Origin of the sequence: Alcaligenes sp. Lyrl_28 (genome assembly GCF_051948705.1) — a bacterium.
Taxonomy (GTDB): Bacteria; Pseudomonadota; Gammaproteobacteria; order Burkholderiales; family Burkholderiaceae_B; genus Alcaligenes; species Alcaligenes ammonioxydans.
In genome coordinates, this window is the sequence record NZ_JAYJLG010000002.1 from 590,208 (window position 1) to 611,691 (window position 21,484).

Consider the following 21,484-nt stretch of genomic DNA (forward strand, 5'->3'; position numbering starts at 1 on the left):
ATGCCAACGGTCTGGTGCAGTCCCCAAGCATTTTAGATGTCATTAATTGCGCCTTTTGTGTGCGGCGTTATACTAGATCAATACGGCTTGTATAAGGCGTCCCACGTTGCCTTCTGCTCCTGCTATCCGCTAACCGGCGAGGTCCGTGTCGCGGAAGGTTTTCCTGCATCTCAACACGAGTGAAACACTCGGATAGGTGAAGCGTAATAATGTCATCGCAAAAAGAACTGCTCAGTAACTCTTATCTGTTCGGGAGCAATGCTCCTTACGTCGAAGAACTCTACGAGTCCTACCTCGACAATCCGGGCTCCGTCGCCGACCAATGGCGCGAGTACTTCGATCAACTGCAGCATCAGCCAGCTACTGACGGCCGCGACAGCACCCGCGATCAAGCGCACGCGCCTATCGTCGAGTCCTTCGCGCAACGTGCCAAAGCCAATGCCTTCCTGACCAGCGCGCAGGCACCGGATCTGACCGTTGCCATGAAGCAAGTGTCCATCCAGTCCATGATCGCGGCTTATCGCTCCCTGGGCGCACGCATTGCTGATCTGGACCCCCTGAAGCGTTCGGAACGTCCCAACATTCCCGAGCTGGACCCCGCTTTTTACGGCTTGACCGAAGCGGATCTGGATCAGGTCTACTCCGCCACCAACACCTACTTCACCAAAGCCGACACCATGACGCTGCGCGACATGCTCAAGGCCTTGCGTGATACGTATTCCCGTTCGGTGGGCGCAGAATTCATGTATATCTCCGACCCGGTCGTCAAGCGCTGGATTCAGCAGCGTCTGGAGTCGGTGCACGGCACAGGTTCTTTCAGCGTTGAGCAAAAACGCAACATCTTGCAGCAGTTGACCGAAGCCGAAGGCCTGGAGCGTTTCCTGCACACCAAATACGTCGGCCAGAAACGCTTCTCCCTGGAAGGTGGCGAGAGCTTCATCGCATGTATGGATGAAGTCATCAATCACGCAGGCGAGAACGGCGTTCAGGAAATCATCGTGGGCATGGCCCACCGTGGTCGTCTGAATATGCTGGTCAATATCATGGGCAAGATGCCCGGCGACCTGTTTGCCGAATTTGAAGGTCGTCACGCCGAAGGTCTGACCGACGGCGACGTGAAATACCACAACGGTTTCTCCAGCGACCTGTCCACCCGCGGCGGTCCAGTACACCTGTCTCTGGCTTTTAACCCCTCTCACCTGGAAATTGTTAATCCCGTGGTCGAGGGCTCGGTGCGCGCACGTCAGGATCGTCGCAGCGATGAGGACGGCAGCCAGGTTCTGCCCGTACTGGTTCACGGTGATGCGGCGTTTGCCGGTCAGGGCGTGGTCATGGAAACACTGAACCTTGCCCAGACCCGTGGCTACGGTACCGGTGGCACCCTGCACATCGTTATTAACAACCAGATTGGTTTCACAACGTCTGACCCACGCGATACACGCTCCACACTGTATTGCACCGACGTGGTCAAGATGATTGAGGCCCCTGTTTTCCACGTTAACGGTGATGACCCCGAAGCCGTGGTGTTCGTCACTCAGCTGGCACTGGATTTCCGTCGCGAGTTCAAGCACGACGTGGTGATTGACATCGTTTGCTTCCGCAAACTGGGTCACAACGAGCAAGATACGCCCTCGATGACCCAGCCGCTGATGTACAAGAAAATTGGTCAGCACAATGGCACGCGCAAGCTGTACGCTGACAAGCTGGTTGCGCAGGGTGTGTTGTCCGAGAACGAGCCCGAAGATCTGGTTAAAGCCTACCGTCAATTGATGGAAGACGGCAAACGGACGGTGGAACCGGTTCTGACCGATTACAAGAACAAGTACGCTACGGACTGGTCTGCATTCTTGGGCGCAAAATGGACAGACCATGCGGATACCGCACTGCCCATGTCCGAGCTGACCCGCATCGGCGAAAAACTGACCACCGTGCCCGAGGGCTTTACCGTTCACCCGCTGGTCAACCGCATGCTGAACGACCGTCGTGCCATGGCACGGGGCGAGGCACAGGTTGACTGGGGCATGGGCGAACACTTGGCCTTTGCCACCCTGGTCAACAATGGCTATGCCATCCGTATCACCGGTCAGGACTCGGGTCGTGGCACGTTCACGCACCGTCACGCCGTGCTGCACGATCAAAAACGTGAGCGCTGGAACGACGGCACCTATATTCCTTTGCAGAATGTCTCCGAGGGCCAGGCGTCCTTTACGGTGATCGACTCGGTTCTGTCCGAAGAAGCCGTGTTGGCGTTTGAGTATGGCTATGCTTCGGCAGAACCCAATATCCTGACCATCTGGGAAGCCCAGTTCGGTGACTTCGCCAACGGCGCTCAGGTAGTGATCGACCAGTTCATTACCTCGGGTGAAGCCAAGTGGGGCCGTCATTGCGGTCTGACCTTGATGTTGCCACACGGTTATGAAGGTCAGGGTCCGGAGCACTCTTCGGCTCGTATCGAGCGCTTCCTGCAACTGTGTGCAGACAACAATATTCAGGTTGTCCAGCCTACCAATGGCGCCCAGATCTTCCACGTTCTGCGTCGTCAGATGATTCGTCCTTTCCGCAAGCCCTTGGTCATCATGACGCCCAAGTCCTTGCTGCGTAACAAAGACGCCACGTCGCCACTGAGCGATCTGGCTGAAGGCCACTTCATGCCTGTGATCGGTGAAACGGATCAGGCCATTGATGCAGCCGCTGTCAAGCGCGTTCTGGTGTGTTCGGGCAAGATCTACTATGACCTGGTCAACACCCGTAAGGAACAAGAGCGCAGCGACATTGCCATTATCCGTGTGGAGCAGTTGTACCCCTTTGCTCACAAGGCCTTCCAGGCAGAGCTGTCCAAGTACAGCAACGCCAAGGAAGTGATCTGGGTTCAGGACGAGCCTCAAAACCAGGGTGCCTGGTTCTACGTTCAGCATCACATCTACGAGAACATGAGCGAAGGTCAGAAATTGGGTTACGCCGGCCGCGCCGCGTCCGCTTCGCCCGCCGTAGGCTACCTGGCCAAGCACCAGGAACAGCACAAGGCGCTGCTGGAGCAGGCTTTCGGCGCTCGCAAAGGCTTCATGCTGACCAAATAACGCACCCAAAATTTTAAATACGGAAAATATAATCATGGCACTTACCGACGTTCTGGTTCCCCAACTCTCTGAATCCATCTCCGAAGCCACTTTGCTGGAGTGGAAAAAACAACCTGGTGAAATGGTCCAGGCTGACGAAATCCTGATCGAAGTCGAAACCGACAAAGTCGTGCTGGAAGTTCCCGCCCCTGCCTCGGGCGTGCTGAGCGAGATCGTCAAAGCCAATGGCAGCACCGTGACCTCCGGTGATGTATTGGCTCGTATCGACACCGAAGGCAAGGCCAGCGCTGCCGCTCCAGCCGCTGCCGCTGAAGCCGCTCCTGCGGCTGCACCTGCAGCCGCTCCCGCCGCTCCTGCTGCATCGGTATCGTCCGTAGCATCGCCTGCGGCCGCCAAGATCCTGGCTGAAAAAGGCGTGGAAGCCAGCTCCGTGGAAGGCTCCGGCCGTGGCGGTCGCATCACCAAGGGTGACGCACTGCAAGCTAACACCGCGTCCGCCAGCAAGCCTGCCGCCGCTCCCGTGGCTCCTCCTACCCTGTCCCTGGATGGTCGTCCAGAACAGCGCGTACCGATGAGCCGCCTGCGTGCCCGTATCGCCGAGCGTCTGTTGCAGTCGCAGTCCGAAAACGCCATGTTGACTACGTTTAACGAAGTCAACATGCAGGCGGTGATGGATCTGCGTAAAAAGTACAAAGACCAGTTCGAGAAAGAGCACGGCGTCAAGCTGGGTTTCATGTCCTTCTTCGTGAAAGCCGCAGTGGCTGCTTTGAAGAAGTACCCCGTGTTGAACGCCTCGGTAGATGGCAAAGACATCATCTATCACGGCTACTTTGACATTGGTGTAGCGGTTGGTAGCCCACGCGGTCTGGTGGTGCCTATCCTGCGCAACGCCGACCAGTTGAGCATTGCTGAAATCGAACAGCAGATTGCTGATTTCGGCGCCCGTGCTCGTGACGGCAAGCTGACTCTGGAAGAGATGACAGGCGGCACTTTCTCGATCTCCAACGGTGGCGTGTTCGGCTCCATGCTGTCCACTCCCATCATCAACCCACCACAGTCCGCCATTCTGGGCATTCACGCCACCAAGGATCGCGCCGTTGTGGAAAATGGTCAGATCGTGGTTCGCCCCATGAACTACCTGGCCATGTCCTACGACCACCGCATCATCGACGGCCGCGAAGCCGTTCTGGGTCTGGTGGCCATGAAGGAAGCCCTGGAAGATCCACAGCGTTTGCTGTTGAACGTCTAAGCACGTGGTAGTTCCGGTCTAGTATGTTTACGGCCAAGTGCTTGCTTCTAAGCCTTGGCCGGCTTTGTTTAAGGCCCTGGGGGCTGGTTTTTCCGGCTTGACTGCTTCCCGTCTGACTCGCAGACGGTCCAGTGTGCCTTTTCACATTTATGGGATTTTTTTTATGGCTAAGCAATTTGATGTTGTCGTGATTGGTGCGGGCCCTGGTGGCTACATCGCCGCCATCCGTGCGGCTCAACTGGGTATGAGCGTTGCTTGTGTGGACGCCTGGTCGACCGCTGAAGGCAAGCCCGCTCCTGGCGGCACCTGCACGAACGTGGGTTGCATTCCTTCCAAGGCCTTGCTGCAATCGTCTGAGCATTTCGAGCACGCCAATCTGCACCTGGCCGAGCACGGTGTGGACGTCAAGGGCGTATCGCTGAACCTGGACAAGCTGATCGGTCGCAAAGATGTGGTCGTCAAGCAAAACAACGATGGCATTTTGTACCTGTTCAAAAAGAACAAGGTGACTTTTTTTCACGGCACCGCCTCCTTTGGCGCCAAAGTGGATGGCGGCTGGTCCGTGAACGTAGCCGGTGCCAATGCTGAAGAGCTGGTTGCCAAAAACGTCATCATTGCGACCGGTAGCTCGGCCCGTGCCTTGCCCGGTGCCGAGTTCGACGAAGAACAAATTCTGTCCAACGATGGCGCATTGCGTCTGCCCAAGGTACCCAAGAAGCTGGCCGTGATTGGCGCCGGCGTGATTGGTCTGGAGCTGGGCAGCGTGTGGCGTCGCCTGGGTGCTGAAGTGACCATTCTGGAAGGGGCTCCCGAGTTCTTGTCCGCTGTGGATCGCGACGTTGCCAAGGAAGCATTGAAGGCTTTCACCAAACAAGGTCTGAAGATTAACGTGGGCGTGAAAGTGGGCGAAATCAAAAAGTCCGCCAAACAGGTCACCATCAACTACGTGGATGCAGCTGGCGCCGAGCAAAAACTGGAAGCCGACAAGCTGATCGTCTCCATTGGCCGTGTTCCTAACACCGCCGGCCTGGGCGCGGAAACCATCGGTCTGAAGCTGGACGAGCGTGGCTTTGTGATTGTGGACGAGGATTGCGCGACCAGCCTGCCCGGTATCTGGGCAGTGGGTGACGTGGTTCGTGGTCCTATGCTGGCGCACAAGGCGGAAGAAGAAGGGGTGGCCGTGGCCGAGCGTCTGGCTGGTCAGCAGCCGCATGTCAACTTCGACACCGTGCCTTGGGTTATCTACACCTCGCCCGAGATCGCCTGGGTTGGCAAGACCGAACAGCAACTGAAGACGGACGGCCGTGCTTACCGCGCTGGCAGCTTCCCCTTCCTGGCTAACGGCCGTGCCCGCGCACTGGGTGATACAACCGGCTTTGTGAAGGTTCTGGCGGATGCCAAGACCGATGAGGTCTTGGGTGTCCACTTTGTGGGTCCTGTGGCTTCCGAACTGGTGGCTGAAGCGGTTGCTATCATGGAATTCCGTGGCGCATCCGAAGATATCGCCCGTATTTGCCATGCACACCCAACCCTGTCCGAAGCCCTGAAAGAAGCGGCTCTCGCAGTGGATAAGCGCGCTCTGAACTTCTGATAGACTTTCAGGGTGTTGTGGGAAAAGGGCGGGCACAGTCTCGCCCTTTTTTTCGCCACCAAAGGCTGTTCACGTCAGTCTGGCAGGGCTGGCATGTGTGTGATAGTGACCGCGCTGCAAGGCTCAGAGCCTGCCTTAATAGCCGTGCTGCGGCGGGCCGCAGCGCAGGCTGGCAGATCACTACCTGTCCTGGACAGGTTCTTTTATTTTCAGTGCTATGAATGTTCGCGAGTATTACCATCAGGCCCTAGCAGAAAAAGGCTACCGTGCCGACCAGGCGCAAGAGCAGGCTATTGAGCGGCTGCAACGCTATTACGACGAGTGGGTGGCCTATCGCAAGATGCGATCCAGCGCCTTGCGCCGTATGTTCTCCCGCCCGGAGGTGCCGCGTGGGGTGTACTTATGGGGAGGCGTAGGACGTGGCAAGAGCTTCCTGATGGACGCTTTCTACCTGACAGTGCCGCTCAAGCGTAAAACCCGGATTCACTTTCATGAATTCATGCGCGGCGTGCACAAAGAGCTCAATCAGGTCAAGGGCATGAGCGACCCGCTGGACGAGGTCGCCAAACGTATCGCCAAGCGTTATCGCCTGATCTGTTTTGACGAGTTCCATGTTTCGGACGTGGCTGACGCCATGATTCTGTACAAGCTGCTGCTGGGCTTGTTCGAGCGCGGCACATCCTTTGTGATGACGTCCAACTACGAGCCCTCCACGCTGTATCCGGAAGGTCTGCACCGCGACCGCATTCTGCCCGCCATTGCGCTGATCCAGAAGAACATGGATATCATGAACGTGGATACCGGCGTGGATTACCGTCGTCGTGCGCTGGAACAGGTGAAAACCTATCTGACGCCCTTGGGGCCGGAGACCACCGCAGAGCTGCAATCCATGTTCACCGCCCTGTCTGACACGGCTCCTCAAGAGCCTGTGCTCAGTATCGAAAATCGGGATGTGAAAGCGGTGGCCTTGTCCGGCTCGGCCGTGTGGTTCGATTTCGAAACCCTGTGCGTGAGCCCACGCTCACAGAACGACTATCTGGAACTGGCCAATCGTTTCCAGACTGTGATCCTGTCCGATGTTCCCCGTATGACGGCCCGTGATGCTTCTGCCGCACGGCGTTTCACCTGGCTGGTCGATGTTTTTTACGACCACAAGGTCAAGTTTATTATGTCCGCGGCGGTGCCCGAGGAACAGTTGTATGTGGATGGCCCCATGGCTAATGAATTCCACCGTACTGTCTCGCGGTTGATGGAAATGCAATCGCGCGAGTACCTGGAGTCAGAACGGCGCCAGGCAGTTATTTTGTAGGAATGGGGTGCGGCCCTGGCCCGGGCACCTGATTCCTGACCCTGACACGTAGTTTTATAAGCGTATTTTTTATCATGACGACACGAGTACTGACCGGTGTTACCACAACCGGTATTCCACATCTGGGTAATTATGCTGGCGCGATTCGTCCCGCCATCCGTGCTAGCCAACAAGCCGATGTCGACGCCTTTTTCTTCATGGCCGATTACCATGCCCTGATCAAATGCGACGATCCAGAGCGCGTGGCCATCTCGCGCCGTGCGATTGCCGCGACGTGGCTGGCCTGCGGCCTGGATGTGGAAAAAGTAACGTTCTACCGTCAATCTGATATTCCGGAGATTCCAGAGCTGGCCTGGATGCTGGGGTGTGTGACCGGCAAAGGCCTGATGAACCGTGCCCATGCCTATAAAGCCGCCGTGGACAAGAATGAGCTGGCGGGGGCCGAGCCTGATGATGGCGTGACCATGGGGTTGTTCAGCTACCCCGTGCTGATGGCGGCCGATATTTTGATGTTCAATGCACACAAAGTGCCAGTGGGCCGCGATCAGGTCCAGCATTTGGAAATGGCCCGTGATATCGCCAAGAGCTTCAACCATCTGTATGGTCGTGGCCAAGAGCTGTTTGTGTTGCCCGAAGTGCAGGTCGAAGAAGACGTGGCACTCTTGCCCGGTCTGGACGGGCGCAAGATGTCCAAGAGCTACGACAACACGATCCCGTTGTTCGAGGGTGGCGCCAAGGCATTGAAGGCAGCCATTGCCCGCATTGTGACGGACTCCAAAGGCCCGGGCGAGCCAAAAGATCCGGATGATTCGCACCTGACAGCCTTGTACAAGGCATTTGCGACACCCGAGCAGACTCAAGCCTTCCGGCAGCAGTTGATCGAGGGCATGGCCTGGGGCGAGGCCAAGGATGCCTTGCACCAGTTGCTGGAAGCCATGATTGCTCCCATGAGGGATCGTTACGAAGCCCTGATGGCTCGTCCTCAAGACATTGAAGACCTGTTGCAAGTTGGCGCCCGTAAGGCCCGTGCCTATGCAACGCCTTTCATCCATGAATTGAAAGCCGCGGTTGGCTTGCGTGACCCATTGAGCGTGACGGCCGTCAAAACGGAATCCAAGGCTCGCAAAGCTCGCTTCGTGAACTTCCGCGATGAGGATGGTACTTTCCGTTTCCGCCTGCAAGACGCTGCGGGTCAAGCCTTGTTTCTGTCCCGCTCCTATGCGGACCCCAAGCAGGCCGGTGTAGCGATCAAGGCCTTGCAGACGGCGGCATTTGATGAGGTGGTCAGGCAAGAGGGCTCGGAACTGCAGATTCATTGCGCAGGGGAAGAAGTCGCGCGGGTATCGGTCGATCAGCGTGACGCCGTCCACGCCGCTTTGGACTCGATGCGGGACTAGCAGGGATGATGCGCTGCAGGGTTGATCCCTCCTTGGGATGGAGTCTGCAGCTGCCCTGATGTTGGGTTTTACGTCCCGTCCTGACGAGCCAACGCCTCAAGCCACTGGTGCATGGGCATAAAAGCGCTTGACGAGGGTGAGGTTCAGCCAGGGCTGGGAGTGATGTGCGCCTGACACAAAACATCGAGCCCTGCATGAATGCTCACGCAGGGCTCGCTACTTTTGTTCAGATTGTGCAGCTAGTCTTTATTCTGCCGCCTGGGCTGGTATGTCCAACTGCTCGCAGAGCGTCAGAATTTCGTCCAGGTGCTCACGTTTGACGACGATCAGCTGGAACTCCTCGTCATAGCTCTGGGCAAACTCCAGCAGACAGTAGGAGGGGTGAAACTCCTGCAACTGTTCATTCGCCCACTGAAAAAAGCCGTCCACATCCTGGAAAGGCATGTCGTCGTAAGGAAAAGCGGGCAGGTCCCGGCTTTCAAAAGCGGCCAGAATCTCTTCCCACAGCTCATCGACGGTATCGGCTAGTGCCAGATAGTCATCCAGCTCGTAGCTGATGGCCAGGACCAGAGCGCCATCCGGATCATGTTCCATCAGGTTCTGGGCATGCTTGCCATAGGCCTCACCCATCGCCGCTGTACTGGCGCTGGCAGCCAGAACGGTCTGGCTGATGGCTGCAATCTCCTGCTCCTCCTGATCAAATCCGGTCAGCAGATTGAGCAGACGCGTCAGTTGGGAAAGGCGCTCGGTCTCAGTCATGGCTTATCTCCGAAGTTTGCTAAAGGCCGCTGCCATGGCACCTGTTGGTGCCGGTTCAGCTTGCCGGTTGGGGCGGTTGTTTCCGGAACGGCGCTGGGGAGCGTTGCTTGTGCTGCTGGAACCACGCACCGGGGCGCTGTCGTCGTTCAGGCGCATGGTCAAACCAATACGCTTGCGGGCTACATCCACTTCCTGGACTTTAACCTTAACCGTCTGACCTACGCGAACCACATCACGTGGATCTTTCACAAAGGTGTCCGACAGGGCGGAGATATGCACCAGGCCATCCTGATGGACACCCACATCCACAAAGGCACCAAAGTTGGCCACATTGGTGACCACGCCTTCCAGAATCAGACCGGGCGTCAGGTCATTCAGGGAGTTGATGCCTTCCTGGAACTTGGCGGTTGTAAATTCAGGGCGTGGGTCACGACCGGGCTTTTCAATTTCGTTAAAAATATCACGCACGGTGGGTAAACCAAAGCGCTCATCCGTAAAGTCCGAGGGAGACAGGCCTTTGAGGGCGCCTGATTTACCCATGACATCGCTGGCCTGGGCCTGTAAGCGCTCCAGAATACGAGCGGCAACCGGGTAGGCTTCGGGGTGAACGGCAGACGCGTCCAGGGGGTTGGCTGCGCCGGGAATACGCAAGAAGCCCGCTGCCTGCTCAAACGCTTTCTCGCCGAATCGGGGTACTTCGCGCAATTGTTTGCGGCTCTGGAAAGCCCCGTTCTCGTCACGCCAGGACACGATGTTTTTGGCCAGAGTGTTGTTCAGCCCCGAAACCCGAGCGAGCAGGGGAGCAGAAGCAGTGTTCACGTCCACCCCGACTGCGTTCACACAATCCTCGACTACCGCATCCAGACTGCGGGCCAGCTCGCGTTGGTTGACATCGTGCTGGTACTGCCCGACACCAATGGATTTGGGGTCGATCTTGACCAGCTCGGCCAGGGGGTCTTGCAGGCGGCGGGCGATGGAGACGGCACCACGCAGGCTGACGTCCATATCAGGAAATTCCTGGGCAGCCATTTCCGAAGCAGAGTACACCGATGCCCCTGCCTCGGACACGACGACGCGGGTCAGTGGCAGTTGCGGGAAGGCCGACTGAAGGTCGGCCACCAGTTTTTCTGTTTCACGCGACGCTGTGCCGTTGCCAATGGCTACCAGTTCAACTTGGTGACGGGTAGCCAGACCGGCCAGGGTGCGAATTGCCCCTTCGCGGTCGCGACGAGGCTCAAAGGGGTAGACGGTGGCGGTATCCAGTACCTTGCCGGTGGCATCGATCACAGCGGCTTTGACGCCGGTACGAATGCCAGGGTCCAGGCCCAGAACGGCTTTATTGCCCGCGGGGGCGGCCAAGAGTAAATCGCGCAGGTTGGCGGCAAACACGCGGGTGGATTCCTGCTCGGCTTGTTCGCGCAGACGACCAATCAGCTCGGATTCAAACGCCGTCAGCAACTTGACGCGCCAGGTCCAGCGGCAGACCTCGGCCAACCAGTGATCCCGTGGGCTGGCGTCGGCGGAAAAGTCAGCGCCAATATCGGTCAGTTCCGCCACTTTCAGCACACAAGGGTGCGGCAAAAGCTGATCCTGTTCGGGGTTCAGGCCCAGGCGCAGGTCCAGCGCACCTTGCTGACGACCGCGCAACAAAGCCAGTACGCGGTGAGAAGGTAGTTGGCGCAGCGCTTCGTTAAAGTCGAACCAGTCGCGGAATTTGTCACCTTCCTGTTCCTTGCCTTCGGCAACCTTGGAGTACAGGTGGGCGGACTTCCACAGATAGTCGCGCATGGCTTCCAGCAGATCGGCCTGTTCAGCAAAGCGCTCGGCCAAAATGTCGCGGGCGCCGTCCAAAGCGGCCTTGGCTGTGTCGATTTTGGCCTCGGCATTCAGGTAGCCTTCGGCCAGGGCCAGTGGATCGGCCTCTTTTTGGGCCAGAATGGCGTCTGCCAGCGGCTCCAGACCCGCTTCGCGGGCAATTTGGGCACGGGTGCGACGCTTGGGCTTGTAAGGGGCGTACAAGTCTTCCAGACGCTGCTTAGTGTCCGCTGCCAAAATGGCCTGTTCCAGCTCGGGCGTCAGTTTTTCTTGCTGGCGGATCGATTCCAGAATGGCATGACGACGCGATTGCATATCGCGCAAATAGATCAGGCGCACTTCCAGATCGCGCAGGACATTATCGTCCAGGCCACCGGTGGCTTCCTTGCGGTAACGGGCAATAAAAGGGACCGTGGCCCCGTTGTCCAAGAGCTCGACCGTGGCGGCGGCTTGTTGGATGCGGATGTTCAGTTCAGAGGCCAGTAGCGCCAGAATCTGTTGGTGATCCTGTTGCTGGGCGAGGGTTTCCACAGTCATTTCAGTTATGGGTCCATCGTTGTAAAAGGGTCTGCAAGCGCCGCATTTTGCCATAAAGACCGGCAGCGACCCAGAATTGGCAGGTATCATCTTGTATGTATTCCACTGTGATTGTAGACAGTTCTGTCTTTCATCACCTCACCCTTAGCGGTTTTGCCCCATGTTGTTGCAGGATTATTCCGATATATTTTCCCCTCAGGGCCCCCTGGCAGGGTCTGTCTCGCACTATCGTCCGCGGCAGGCTCAGCTGGAGCTGGCCCAAGCCATCAGCGAAACGGTCGCCGACTCCGGCGTGCTGATCGCCGAGGCCGGTACAGGAACGGGCAAGACCTGGGCCTATCTGGTGCCTGTGTTCATGCAAGGGGGCAAAGCGCTGGTCTCGACCGGCACGCGCACCTTGCAGGATCAATTGTTCCGGCGCGACATTCCCCACTTGCGCAAGGCGCTGGCCCTGCCGGTGGATGTGGCCTTGCTCAAGGGGCGCAGCAACTATGTTTGCCATTACCATCTGGAGCGCTTGGGACAGGACGACCGAGCCCTGAAGTCCCGTGCGGAGATCGCGTATCTGCGAGCCATCCAGCTTTTTACCGAGCGCAGTCGTAGTGGCGACAAAGGCGAACTGGCCGAAGTCCCTGAGGATGCGGACATCTGGCATCGGGTCACGTCCACACGAGATAATTGCCTGGGGCAGGATTGCCCCTTTGTACGTGACTGTTTCGTGATGAAAGCGCGCCGCCATGCTCAGGATGCCGATGTGGTGGTGGTGAATCATGCCTTGTTCATGGCCGACTTGGCCCTGCGCGAAGAGGGTGTGACGGATTTGCTGCCCAGCGTGGATCTGGTGGTGTTTGACGAAGCCCACCAATTGCCCGACGTGGCCACCCGTTTTCTGGGTAGTAGCGTGTCCTTGTACCAATTGACCGATTTGTGTCGGCAGATTGAAGCGGCAGGTCTGGCCCAGGCGCGCGAGACCGTGGACTGGAGTCAGGTCGCCCGCAAGTTGGAGCAAGCCGCTCGGGATTTGCATTTGCGAACCGCGTCGCTGGCGGCTCAAGGTGGCCGTGCAACGTTCCAGGCCTTGCCCGAGCCGGAGCTGTTTGATGAAGCGCTGGAGCATTTGCTGGAAACCTTCGACAAGGTCATCAAGATGCTGGCCATGGTGGCGGAGCGGCATCCTGATCTGGCCGCGGCTCATAAAAGCGCCTTGGACTTGCGGGCGCGTTTGTTTCAGTGGAGCCAGCCGGATCGTCAGGGGCGCCATGCCTACCTGCCTGAAAGTGAAAAAGAGCAGGACCAGCCCGATGAGTTTGTCCGTTGGGTCGAAAGTGGCCAGCACTATTTGCGTTTGCACAGTGCTCCTTTATCGGTGGCCAAGATTTTTTCGCGCTACAGAGGCAAGGAGCAGTCCTGGGTGCTGACCTCGGCCACCTTGTCGGTGCATGGCGATTTCAACCACTTCAAGCGACAGCTCGGTTTGTTTGATGCTCGCACCGAAGCCTGGGCTTCACCGTTCGACTATCCGAATCAGGCACTGTTTTATGTGCCCAGCACCTTGCCGCTTCCCAGTCATCCGAATTTCAATCAGGCTTTCGTGGATGCGCTCATCCCCCTGATCAAGGCCGGGCAGGGCGGGGTGCTGGTGCTGTGCACCACCTTGCGTTCGGTGGAGCGAATCGCTGAGATGTTGCGGGATCGATTCGATCGGGAAGACATTGAGCGTAACGTGCTGCGCCAGGGAGAGCGATCGCGGCAAGTGCTGCTGGATGAGTTCCGGGCGCGTGGCAATGCGGTGCTGGTGGGCAGCGCCAGTTTCTGGGAAGGGATTGACCTGCCCGGTGATGCACTGACTCTGGTGGCAATCGACAAACTGCCCTTTGCGCCACCTGATGATCCCGTGCTGGAAGCGCGTATCAAGGAGTGCAAGGATCGAGGTGGTAATCCCTTTATGGAATACCAACTGCCAGAAGCCGCGATTGCCTTGAAACAAGGAGCAGGGCGCCTGATCCGTACCGAGCGCGACTGGGGCGTGTTGATGGTGGGTGACACCCGTATTGTCGAGAAACCCTACGGCAAATTGCTGTGGCGGGGTTTGCCACCCTTTGCCCGTACTCGTGATCCTGCCCGTGCTCTGGCGTTTCTGCGGGAGCAGAAAGCCCGGCGGCAAAGCGAGGAAGTGACGGATGTCTCGATGCAAGATGGCCCGGCGCAGCGCTGACGGCGCCATTAAGGAGCTGCTTCCGTACACCCGTTCATAGATCAAGATAATGCTGGAGGTCGGTTGTTTGGCCGATTTCCAGTTTAGTCGGGTGCTTGTTTCCAGAGGCAAGAAACGCTTTTGTTTTCTGAGTACAATGACGGCTATGGCTGCCCTTGCTTACTTCACATTGGAACCGCTGGATTACCGGGGCGCAGCCATGCCTCGCGGACACTTCCACTCCGTTACACCGCCCTAAGTGGCACTAGCGCTGCAAGAGCGCTCTCTTCTTGCCCCCTACCTGTTTGACTGGTCTGTAGCTCTCCATCGCTACGGGCTTGCTCTTGTTTGCCTTGCACGTTCTGCCCTTGTTTGTGGAGTAGGGCGTTGTGAGCGCGTCTATCCCTTGTTTGCTAAGGGCAGTGTTCATGTTTATTGAAAAAATGAGAACAGAGTGGTTCTCCAACGTTCGGGGTGATTTGCTGGCTGGCCTGGTGGTGGCCTTGGCCCTTATTCCTGAAGCGATCGCATTTTCCATTATTGCCGGAGTCGATCCTAAAGTCGGTCTGTATGCCTCTTTCTCTATCGCGACGCTTATTGCTTTTGTTGGCGGGCGACCCGGGATGATTTCGGCAGCGACCGGGGCGATGGCCTTAGTGATGGTGACCTTGGTGAAAGAGCACGGGCTCGACTATCTGTTGGCTGCAACCATTCTGGCAGGAGTACTGCAAATGTTGGCTGGGTTTTTACGCCTCGGCCAGCTTATGCAGTTTGTCTCTCGGTCGGTTATCACGGGCTTCGTCAACGCGTTGGCTATCTTGATTTTTATGGCCCAATTGCCAGAGTTAAGCAATGTCGCCTGGCCCGTTTATGCGATGACTGCGGCAGGTCTGCTTATCATTTATGGATTGCCTTATTTCACCAAGGCGGTGCCTTCGCCCTTGGTGGCCATTGTTGTTCTAAGTATTGTGTACATGGTTTTGGAACTGGATATCCGTACCGTCGGCGATATGGGAGCCTTGCCGGACAGTTTGCCCAGTTTTTTGATCCCACAGGTTCCCTGGACGTGGGAGACCGTGCAAATTGTCTTTCCTTATTCTGCCACCCTATGTGTCGTGGGCCTGCTCGAATCATTGATGACGGCCACCATTGTGGACGATATGACCGACACCACGAGTAACAAGGATAGAGAGTGTGTCGGTCAAGGTATTGCCAATATCGCTACGGGTTTTGTGGGAGGCATGGCTGGTTGCGCCATGATTGGTCAGTCAGTGATCAACGTGAAATCCGGTGGCCGCGGTCGCCTGTCCACCTTAACGGCGGGTGTGGTGCTCTTGATACTGGTTGTGTTCCTGGGGGAGTGGGTGAAGCAGATACCTATGGCGGCCCTGGTCGCTGTGATGGTGATGGTTTCTATCAGCACCTTTAATTGGCGCTCGATCAAGGATCTGGTGGTTCACCCCAAAACATCCAGTGTCGTCATGTTGGCCACGGTGGTGGTAACGGTGGCCACGCATGATTTGGCCAAGGGAGTACTGACAGGCGTTTTGTTTTCTGGCGTGTTCTTTGCACATAAAGTTCGCCGTGTTTTGCAAGTTAGCTCCAGCCTTAGCCAGGATGCCCAGACCCGTACGTATGTCGTGTTTGGGCAGGTGTTTTTTGCTTCTGCAGAGAGCTTTGTTGAGAAGTTCGACTACCAGGAGAAAGTGGCGCGCATTTGCATCGATGTAAGCCAGACACGATTCTGGGACTTAAGCTCGGTCGCAGCGCTGGATCGGGTTGTGCTGAAATTGCGCCGTGGTGGAACCTATGTCGAGGTACACGGTTTGGATGCCAGCAGCACGGCGATGGTGGCGCAATTTGCCAGTTATCCCAGAAATAAGGATATGGATTCCGTAAGCGTTCATTAATTGAAACGGCCGGAGCTGGATGCTCCGGCTTTAAGTTTTATGGATTGGCCATTGTTGCTCCTGATTGAAAGTAGTTAGGCCCCGGCTTTCAGTCTTTTACGGCGCTTCATCTACTGAAAATAATCATTCAGGTTTAAACAAAAAACGTAACTGATCGCAGGGTAATCCCCATACTCCATGTCATTGACTCACCAAATCTGACTCATTACCATCTCAACATACAACTATGTATGTTCTAAAACCACTTGTGTTTGGTGATCCGCATGACAAGAGAAAAAGCGTTGCCGAGAGTAATGCGTTTTGACGATTTGGTCTTTCAGCCTCGGCAGGAAAAGCCAGAGATGGCGCAGTTGGCGGAGATTGTGGGCGAGGATGACGGTACGCCTCTGGGGGCGGGGTATGCACGTTTGAATCAGGCCCGTATTGAATGGACCGTGCTGTATGACGAGGTCGTGACGGTGATTGAGGGCAGCATGCGCATTCACACCCCTGAGGGCATTCTGGAGGCGGGGCCGCGCGATTGCATCTGGCTGCCTGCTGGCACCCCCTTGATCTATGAAGCAGACTCCGCGCTGATTCATTACTGTCTGCACCCCAGCAACTGGGCCAGCGCACGGGCGGCGACATGAGCATCCAGAACATTACGTGTCTGCCCGAGAACGACAAGACCAATGGCTGGAGTCGCTTGCTGGCTCCCCGCACACCCAAGCCCGCCTTGGCTAACGACGTGCACGCTGACTGGGTGGTCGTCGGTGGTGGCCTGGCCGGCTTGGCCGCAGCCCGTCGCCTGGCAGAGAATCGCCCCGGCGATCGCATCGTTGTGCTGGAAGCGGATCAGGTGGGCGAGGGCGCGCAAGGCCGAAACTCCGGCTTTGCAATTGATAGCCCTCATAACGTCGGCAGTTCCATGGGCGAGCTGGATGCCGCCCGCTCGCATGTACGCCTGGCGCGTACCGCGATTGCTTACTTGAAAACCCAGGTCGAGCGTTACGGCATCGAGTGCGACTGGAGTCCCATCGGGAAGTTCCACGCCGCGGTTTCCGAGGAAGGCGTACGCACAACCTTGAAGCCTACGCTGCAAGTGCTGGAGTCCTTGAAGGAACCGCATGAGTGGCTGGACGGCAAGGCGCTGCACGACAAGCTGGGATTCAAGCATTTCCGCACAGGCATTTATACCCCCGGCACCGTGTTGTTGAACCCGGCCGGTCTGTCGCGTGGTCTGGCCGACAATATGCCTCCCAACGTCACCGTCTACGAAAAAACACCTGTGCTGTCCTTGCAGCAAGGCGATGGCGTCACGCTGGAAACACCCGGTGGCAAGGTTCGTGCAGGCAAGATGATTCTGGCCGTGAACGTCTTTGCGGAGCAGTTCGGTTTTTATAGCGGCAAGCTGATGCCGATGGCGGCTCATGCCAGCTTGACCCGTTGCCTGACGGAAAGCGAACAGCGCGAACTGGGTGGTTTGCCCAGCTGGGGTTTGACGCCCGCCAACGCCTTTGTGGGCATTACCATGCGTCGCACCAATGACCAGCGCATTCTGATTCGTCAGCACATGACATACGCTCCCAGTTTGCGTAGCGATGACGAGAGCCGTCGCCGCGTGCGCATTGAGCACAAAACCCTGTTTGACGAGCGTTTCCCGAATCTGAAGAACGTGGAAATGGAGCACACCTGGACGGGCTTCATCTGTCTGTCCCGTAACGGCTCGCCCGGCTTTGGTCAGGTGGCCCCGCATGTGTATTCCGCAGTGTGCCAGAACGGGGTGGGGCTGACCAAGGGCACGATCTCGGGCATGTTGGTCGCGGATCTGGCTTGCGGTCTGGACAATCCCTTGATTGCCGATATGCAGGCTTTGGGGCAACCCGATGCCTTGCCGCCACGCCCGTTTCTGGATATCGGCGTCCGGGCCCGTTTGGGCTGGGAGCTGTGGCGAAACCGGGCGGAAGCCTGATACTCAAAGTGTGAACAACAAATTTAAAAGAGATACCCAGGAGGAGTTATGAAGCTGTTGAGCAAGACTTTGCTGACTGTGATGTTCAGCCTGAGCGCGGCCACCGCGTCCGCGCAAACCATGCGCATTGCGACGGACTCGGGCGCGCAAGGTTCACCCAGTGGTGATGCCATCGAGAAATGGGCGGCTCTGATTAAAGAAGGCACGCAAGGCGCTTTGTCGCCGCGCGTGTTTTATCAAAACCAGTTGGGTGGTCAGGAGGAGGTGTTCGACCAGCATGTGGCTGGTGACGTGCAGTTGATGCTGAACTGGCCCATGACCTCTTACGACAAGCGCATCGCGGTGATCTATACGCCCTATATGTTCACCACCTGGGAGGAGGCGCTGGCCGCTTATCAACCGGGTGGCTGGCTGAATCAAACCCTGGATGGTGTGTATAAGGAAAATGGCTTGAAGTTTTTTGGCGCCTGGCCTGAAGGGTTCAATGGAGTGGCCACCAAAGGCAAACATGCGCTGACCGTGCAGGACGCCAAAAATATCAAGGTGCGCGTGCCTCCTATCGCCCTGATGCAGCAGTCCGTGCAGGCCATGGGTTACCAGACGGCCGCCATTGATTGGGGTGAAGTGTTTACCTCGATTCAGACCGGCGTGGTCGATGGCGATGCAGCCAACGTCATTTATTACGACTACGAGTACTTCCGGGACACGCTGGATTACTACGTGCGCAGCAAGCAGCAGTTTATTACCGGTGTGCTGTCCATGAACCTGCAGGCCTGGGAGGCCTTGAAGCCCGAGCAGCAGCAAGTCGTTCAGGCTTCGGCCATCGCCATCATGAAGGATCAGTTCGCCAAGGCTCAAGAGACCGACGCGGCAGTGGTCGAGAAATGGAAAGCCTTGGGCAAACACTATATCGAACTTGACAAGGATCAACTGGCCGCGCTGGGAGAGCATGTCCGCGCGCAGGTCTGGCCGTCCATGAAGTCGCAGGTAGGCGATAGCATCATGGCGCATATCGAGAAAAATGCCTCGGCGCTGAAGTAAGCAGCGGCGTACAAGGGAGTATGACTGTGAGTGAGGACCTTCCGATCAAGCAAGGCCCGGCCCTGATCGCCCTTCAATGGCTGGCCATTGTGTCCAGCATTGTAGTGGCGGCAGGTTTGGCCTACGTGGTGGCTGCGCGTTATTACCTCCACTGGCCAGCAACCGGTGTCCATACCATTGTGATGGTGGCGGCGATTTGGCTGTACATGACAGGGGCGCTGATCGCCAGCCAGTCCCGTCAGCATCTGGTGGTGGATTACCTGTCCCATCGTTTGAAAACGCCGCGTGCGCGAGCGATTCACCGATTCTGTGTGGCAGTGCTGGTGCTGCTAATTGTGGTGGCCTTTGCCTATTGGACCTTGCGCATGTTCATGTGGGGATCGCGTTTTTCCACCACGATGGCCGAGCTGTCTATCCCTGTCTGGGTTCCTCAGTCAGCTATCGGTCTCAATGCCCTCGGCAGTCTGGCCTATGGCTTGCGTGATGTCTATGAGTCCTGGATGGCCTTGCAACGGGGAGAATATTAATCATGCATGCTGGTTTTTCTGTTCTCCTGCTTTTGTTCCTGCTGGGCGTGGGAGTGCCGGTGGCCTGGTCTTTTGCCGGTACGCTTTTGCTGCTGACCTGGGTGTATGACGTCAATCTGAATACGTTGATGCTGCAGGGTTTTCGCTCTTTGAACTCCTTGGTTCTTCTGGCTTTGCCTTTATTTATCATGGCGGGGTATTTGATGCAGGCCGGCGGGATCGCCCACCGGCTGGTTGGCTTTGCCGAAATGCTGGTCAAGAACCGCCGCGGGGGGATGGGGGCCAGCATGGTCCTGGCTTCCGGGGTGTTCGGAGCCATTTCGGGTACAGCTTCTGCAGCGGTTGCCTCGATCGGAACGATTCTGGTCGACCCCATGGAGCAGCGTGGTTATCCGCGCCCCTATTCAGCGGCCTTGCTGGGAATTTCTTCTTTGCTGGGGATTCTGATCCCACCATCGATCACCATGATCTTGTTTGCGGTTGTCACCCAGCAGTCCGTGGTGGCCTGTTTTGCGGCAACAATTGGTCCCGGGCTGCTCCTGATGGTGGGTTTGATCCTGTTTAATTACGTGGTCGCAGGACGTTGGTTCAAAGAGCAGCCCACGCCACCAGCCTCCGATACAGACCGTCGTTCTGCATTGGGAAGCCTGCTTTTGGCGATTCCCGCCTTATGCATCCCCGTGCTGATTCTGGGGGGGATTTACGGGGGCGTATTCACGCCAACCGAGGCAGCGGCGGTGGCGGTTGTGCTCGTGATTGGGATTGGCTGCTTTGTGTATCGTGAGCTGACTTTGCGCAAGTTATGCGACAGCTTTGTACGCACGGCCGAGACCACTGGCACAGTTATTCTGATCTTGCTGTTCTCTTTCCTGATCGGTCGTATCCTGGTGGCGCAGGGCGTGCCACAGGACCTGACTACTTTTGTGACAGGACTGGTCGATAGTCCCATCGGCATTTTGTTGATGGTCAATGTGTTTTTGATTCTGGTGGGGATGATTATCGACGACGTGTCGCTGACCGTTGTCGTCGCTCCCTTGCTTCTGCCTTTGGTAGGCGTGGCGGACGTCAATCCGATTCAGTTTGCCGCCATCGTGGCGTGTGCTGTGATTGTGGGTTCCAACAGCCCGCCCATGGCGCCGGTGCTGTACATGTCCTGTCGCATCAGTAAGGTGACAGTCCATCGCTCTTTTGGCCCGGCCATCGCCATGATCGTATTCGTCGCCATTCCGGTTCAATTGATCACTACCTTCGTGCCCGCTGTTTCCTTGGCGTTTCCACGAATGCTGGGTCTGTTATAAGAGGAGCGCCGGTATACTTTGGCGACTAAAGCGACTCTACAAGCAGGCGATATGAGTGATAAGGAACTGATTGAACGGGTGGCCCAGGCCGGGGCCCTGACCGAGCCCAACGTGCATCTGACACGGGCGGACTGGCTGGAAGCCGCTATCCGCCTGTTCATGCAGGAAGGGGTGGAGGCCGTGCGTATCACCCGGCTGGCGCAGCTTATGGCCGTCACGCGAGGCAGTTTTTACTGGCATTTCAAGGACAGGGACGACCTGCTGGACGGGCTGGTTGGTTTTTGGGAGCAAAAGAACATGCGTTCCACCATGCTGGCGCTGGAGAACGTGGACAATTTGCAAGATGGCATGTTGTCCCTGTTCTCCACCTGGCTCGACGTGTCCCGTTTTGAGCCGGGTCTGGATATGGCCATGCGGGATTGGGCAAGGCGCTCCGAGCGGGTGCGGCAAGCCGTCGCGCGGGCGGACAAGGCCTGCATGAACGCCTTGGCCAATTTCTTCCAGCGCATGGGTGTGGAAGAGATCGAAGCCCAGACCCGAGCCCGGACCACGTATTTTTGCCAGATAGGCTATTACCTGATTGGTCTGCAGGAGGATCTGGAGGACCGGATGGTGTATTTGAACGACACCATGAAAATCCTCGGAGGCCAAGCCTTAGACCCGGCCAAGGCCGAGGCTTTTGCCGAGCGCATGTATAGCGTGCAAAAGGACAATGCCAGGAAAGAGCGGTGATACTTAGGATGCTCTGGAGCCAGTGGGGGGATGGGCGGACTCGGATGGCCGCCAGGGCACGGAGCTATCTGATGGATAGTCTTATTGATAGTCCTTG

15 protein-coding genes are annotated in these 21,484 nt (G+C 57.2%); 13 read left to right on the plus strand and 2 right to left on the minus strand.

Features of this window, described 5'->3' with window-relative positions:
* The first annotated feature begins 209 nt into the window (after window positions 1–209).
* The 5 genes from VF694_RS07300 (at window position 210) to VF694_RS07320 (ending at window position 8,623) form a co-directional block, all read left to right on the plus strand.
* Window positions 210–3,077 carry a 2-oxoglutarate dehydrogenase E1 component gene (locus tag VF694_RS07300; RefSeq protein WP_003802517.1) on the plus strand — a complete coding sequence of 956 codons (2,868 nt, stop codon included), beginning with the start codon at window positions 210–212 and terminating at the stop codon, window positions 3,075–3,077.
* A 34-nt stretch (window positions 3,078–3,111) separates the two neighbouring features.
* The gene (gene odhB / locus VF694_RS07305; RefSeq protein ID WP_003802515.1) at window positions 3,112–4,326 is read left to right on the plus strand and encodes a 2-oxoglutarate dehydrogenase complex dihydrolipoyllysine-residue succinyltransferase; all 1,215 of its coding nucleotides are present in this window, start codon (window positions 3,112–3,114) and stop codon (window positions 4,324–4,326) included.
* 163 nt (window positions 4,327–4,489) lie between these two features.
* Entirely contained in the window at window positions 4,490–5,917 is a 1,428-nt protein-coding gene (gene lpdA, locus VF694_RS07310) for a dihydrolipoyl dehydrogenase (protein WP_003802513.1), read from the plus strand.
* 217 nt (window positions 5,918–6,134) lie between these two features.
* The gene (gene zapE / locus VF694_RS07315) at window positions 6,135–7,226 is read left to right on the plus strand and encodes a cell division protein ZapE (RefSeq protein ID WP_003802510.1); all 1,092 of its coding nucleotides are present in this window, start codon (window positions 6,135–6,137) and stop codon (window positions 7,224–7,226) included.
* Window positions 7,227–7,300: 74 nt separating this feature from the next.
* Window positions 7,301–8,623 (plus strand): tryptophan--tRNA ligase, encoded by a 1,323-nt coding sequence (locus tag VF694_RS07320; protein WP_003802508.1) that lies wholly within the window; start codon window positions 7,301–7,303, stop codon window positions 8,621–8,623.
* A 246-nt stretch (window positions 8,624–8,869) separates the two neighbouring features.
* Here VF694_RS07320 and VF694_RS07325 read toward each other — a convergent pair whose 3' ends face one another.
* The gene (locus tag VF694_RS07325) at window positions 8,870–9,382 is read right to left on the minus strand and encodes a hypothetical protein (protein WP_003802506.1); all 513 of its coding nucleotides are present in this window, start codon (window positions 9,380–9,382) and stop codon (window positions 8,870–8,872) included.
* Window positions 9,383–9,385: 3 nt separating this feature from the next.
* Window positions 9,386–11,734 carry a Tex family protein gene (locus tag VF694_RS07330; RefSeq protein WP_440164007.1) on the minus strand — a complete coding sequence of 783 codons (2,349 nt, stop codon included), beginning with the start codon at window positions 11,732–11,734 and terminating at the stop codon, window positions 9,386–9,388.
* 160 nt (window positions 11,735–11,894) lie between these two features.
* Between VF694_RS07330 and VF694_RS07335 the strand changes: the two genes are divergently transcribed.
* From VF694_RS07335 to VF694_RS07370, 8 genes are all read left to right on the plus strand, one after another.
* Window positions 11,895–13,949, plus strand: a complete 2,055-nt coding sequence (locus VF694_RS07335; RefSeq protein WP_003802502.1) for an ATP-dependent DNA helicase — start codon at window positions 11,895–11,897, stop codon at window positions 13,947–13,949.
* A gap of 407 nt (window positions 13,950–14,356) precedes the next feature.
* The gene (locus tag VF694_RS07340) at window positions 14,357–15,838 is read left to right on the plus strand and encodes a SulP family inorganic anion transporter (RefSeq protein ID WP_003802500.1); all 1,482 of its coding nucleotides are present in this window, start codon (window positions 14,357–14,359) and stop codon (window positions 15,836–15,838) included.
* Between the two features lie 293 nt (window positions 15,839–16,131).
* Window positions 16,132–16,467, plus strand: coding sequence for an ethanolamine utilization protein EutQ (locus tag VF694_RS07345; protein ID WP_003802498.1), 336 nt, complete (start codon window positions 16,132–16,134; stop codon window positions 16,465–16,467).
* Window positions 16,464–17,789: an NAD(P)/FAD-dependent oxidoreductase gene (locus VF694_RS07350; RefSeq protein ID WP_059318783.1), complete on the plus strand. Its 1,326-nt coding sequence runs from the start codon at window positions 16,464–16,466 to the stop codon at window positions 17,787–17,789. The genes VF694_RS07345 and VF694_RS07350 overlap by 4 nt, the downstream gene beginning before the upstream one ends.
* Window positions 17,790–17,837: 48 nt before the next feature.
* Entirely contained in the window at window positions 17,838–18,830 is a 993-nt protein-coding gene (dctP, locus tag VF694_RS07355; protein ID WP_059318784.1) for a TRAP transporter substrate-binding protein DctP, read from the plus strand.
* A 20-nt stretch (window positions 18,831–18,850) separates the two neighbouring features.
* A complete protein-coding gene (locus VF694_RS07360; RefSeq protein ID WP_003802492.1) occupies window positions 18,851–19,357 on the plus strand; it encodes a TRAP transporter small permease in 507 nt (168 codons plus the stop codon).
* A 2-nt stretch (window positions 19,358–19,359) separates the two neighbouring features.
* Window positions 19,360–20,655, plus strand: coding sequence for a TRAP transporter large permease (locus tag VF694_RS07365; RefSeq protein WP_440164008.1), 1,296 nt, complete (start codon window positions 19,360–19,362; stop codon window positions 20,653–20,655).
* 51 nt (window positions 20,656–20,706) lie between these two features.
* Window positions 20,707–21,387 (plus strand): TetR/AcrR family transcriptional regulator, encoded by a 681-nt coding sequence (locus tag VF694_RS07370; RefSeq protein WP_003802488.1) that lies wholly within the window; start codon window positions 20,707–20,709, stop codon window positions 21,385–21,387.
* Window positions 21,388–21,484 lie beyond the last annotated feature (97 nt).

Excerpts from the sequence above, each read along its gene's own strand:
- VF694_RS07300 (WP_003802517.1), top strand. The coding sequence starts at position 210 with ATGTCATCGCAAAAAGAACTGCTCAGTAACTCTTATCTGTTCGGGAGC.
- odhB (WP_003802515.1), top strand. The coding sequence starts at position 3,112 with ATGGCACTTACCGACGTTCTGGTTCCCCAACTCTCTGAATCCATCTCC.
- lpdA (WP_003802513.1), top strand. The coding sequence starts at position 4,490 with ATGGCTAAGCAATTTGATGTTGTCGTGATTGGTGCGGGCCCTGGTGGC.
- zapE (WP_003802510.1), top strand. The coding sequence starts at position 6,135 with ATGAATGTTCGCGAGTATTACCATCAGGCCCTAGCAGAAAAAGGCTAC.
- VF694_RS07320 (WP_003802508.1), top strand. The coding sequence starts at position 7,301 with ATGACGACACGAGTACTGACCGGTGTTACCACAACCGGTATTCCACAT.
- VF694_RS07325 (WP_003802506.1), bottom strand. The coding sequence starts at position 9,382 with ATGACTGAGACCGAGCGCCTTTCCCAACTGACGCGTCTGCTCAATCTG.
- VF694_RS07330 (WP_440164007.1), bottom strand. The coding sequence starts at position 11,734 with ATGACTGTGGAAACCCTCGCCCAGCAACAGGATCACCAACAGATTCTG.
- VF694_RS07335 (WP_003802502.1), top strand. The coding sequence starts at position 11,895 with ATGTTGTTGCAGGATTATTCCGATATATTTTCCCCTCAGGGCCCCCTG.
- VF694_RS07340 (WP_003802500.1), top strand. The coding sequence starts at position 14,357 with ATGTTTATTGAAAAAATGAGAACAGAGTGGTTCTCCAACGTTCGGGGT.
- VF694_RS07345 (WP_003802498.1), top strand. The coding sequence starts at position 16,132 with ATGCGTTTTGACGATTTGGTCTTTCAGCCTCGGCAGGAAAAGCCAGAG.
- VF694_RS07350 (WP_059318783.1), top strand. The coding sequence starts at position 16,464 with ATGAGCATCCAGAACATTACGTGTCTGCCCGAGAACGACAAGACCAAT.
- dctP (WP_059318784.1), top strand. The coding sequence starts at position 17,838 with ATGAAGCTGTTGAGCAAGACTTTGCTGACTGTGATGTTCAGCCTGAGC.
- VF694_RS07360 (WP_003802492.1), top strand. The coding sequence starts at position 18,851 with ATGACTGTGAGTGAGGACCTTCCGATCAAGCAAGGCCCGGCCCTGATC.
- VF694_RS07365 (WP_440164008.1), top strand. The coding sequence starts at position 19,360 with ATGCATGCTGGTTTTTCTGTTCTCCTGCTTTTGTTCCTGCTGGGCGTG.
- VF694_RS07370 (WP_003802488.1), top strand. The coding sequence starts at position 20,707 with ATGAGTGATAAGGAACTGATTGAACGGGTGGCCCAGGCCGGGGCCCTG.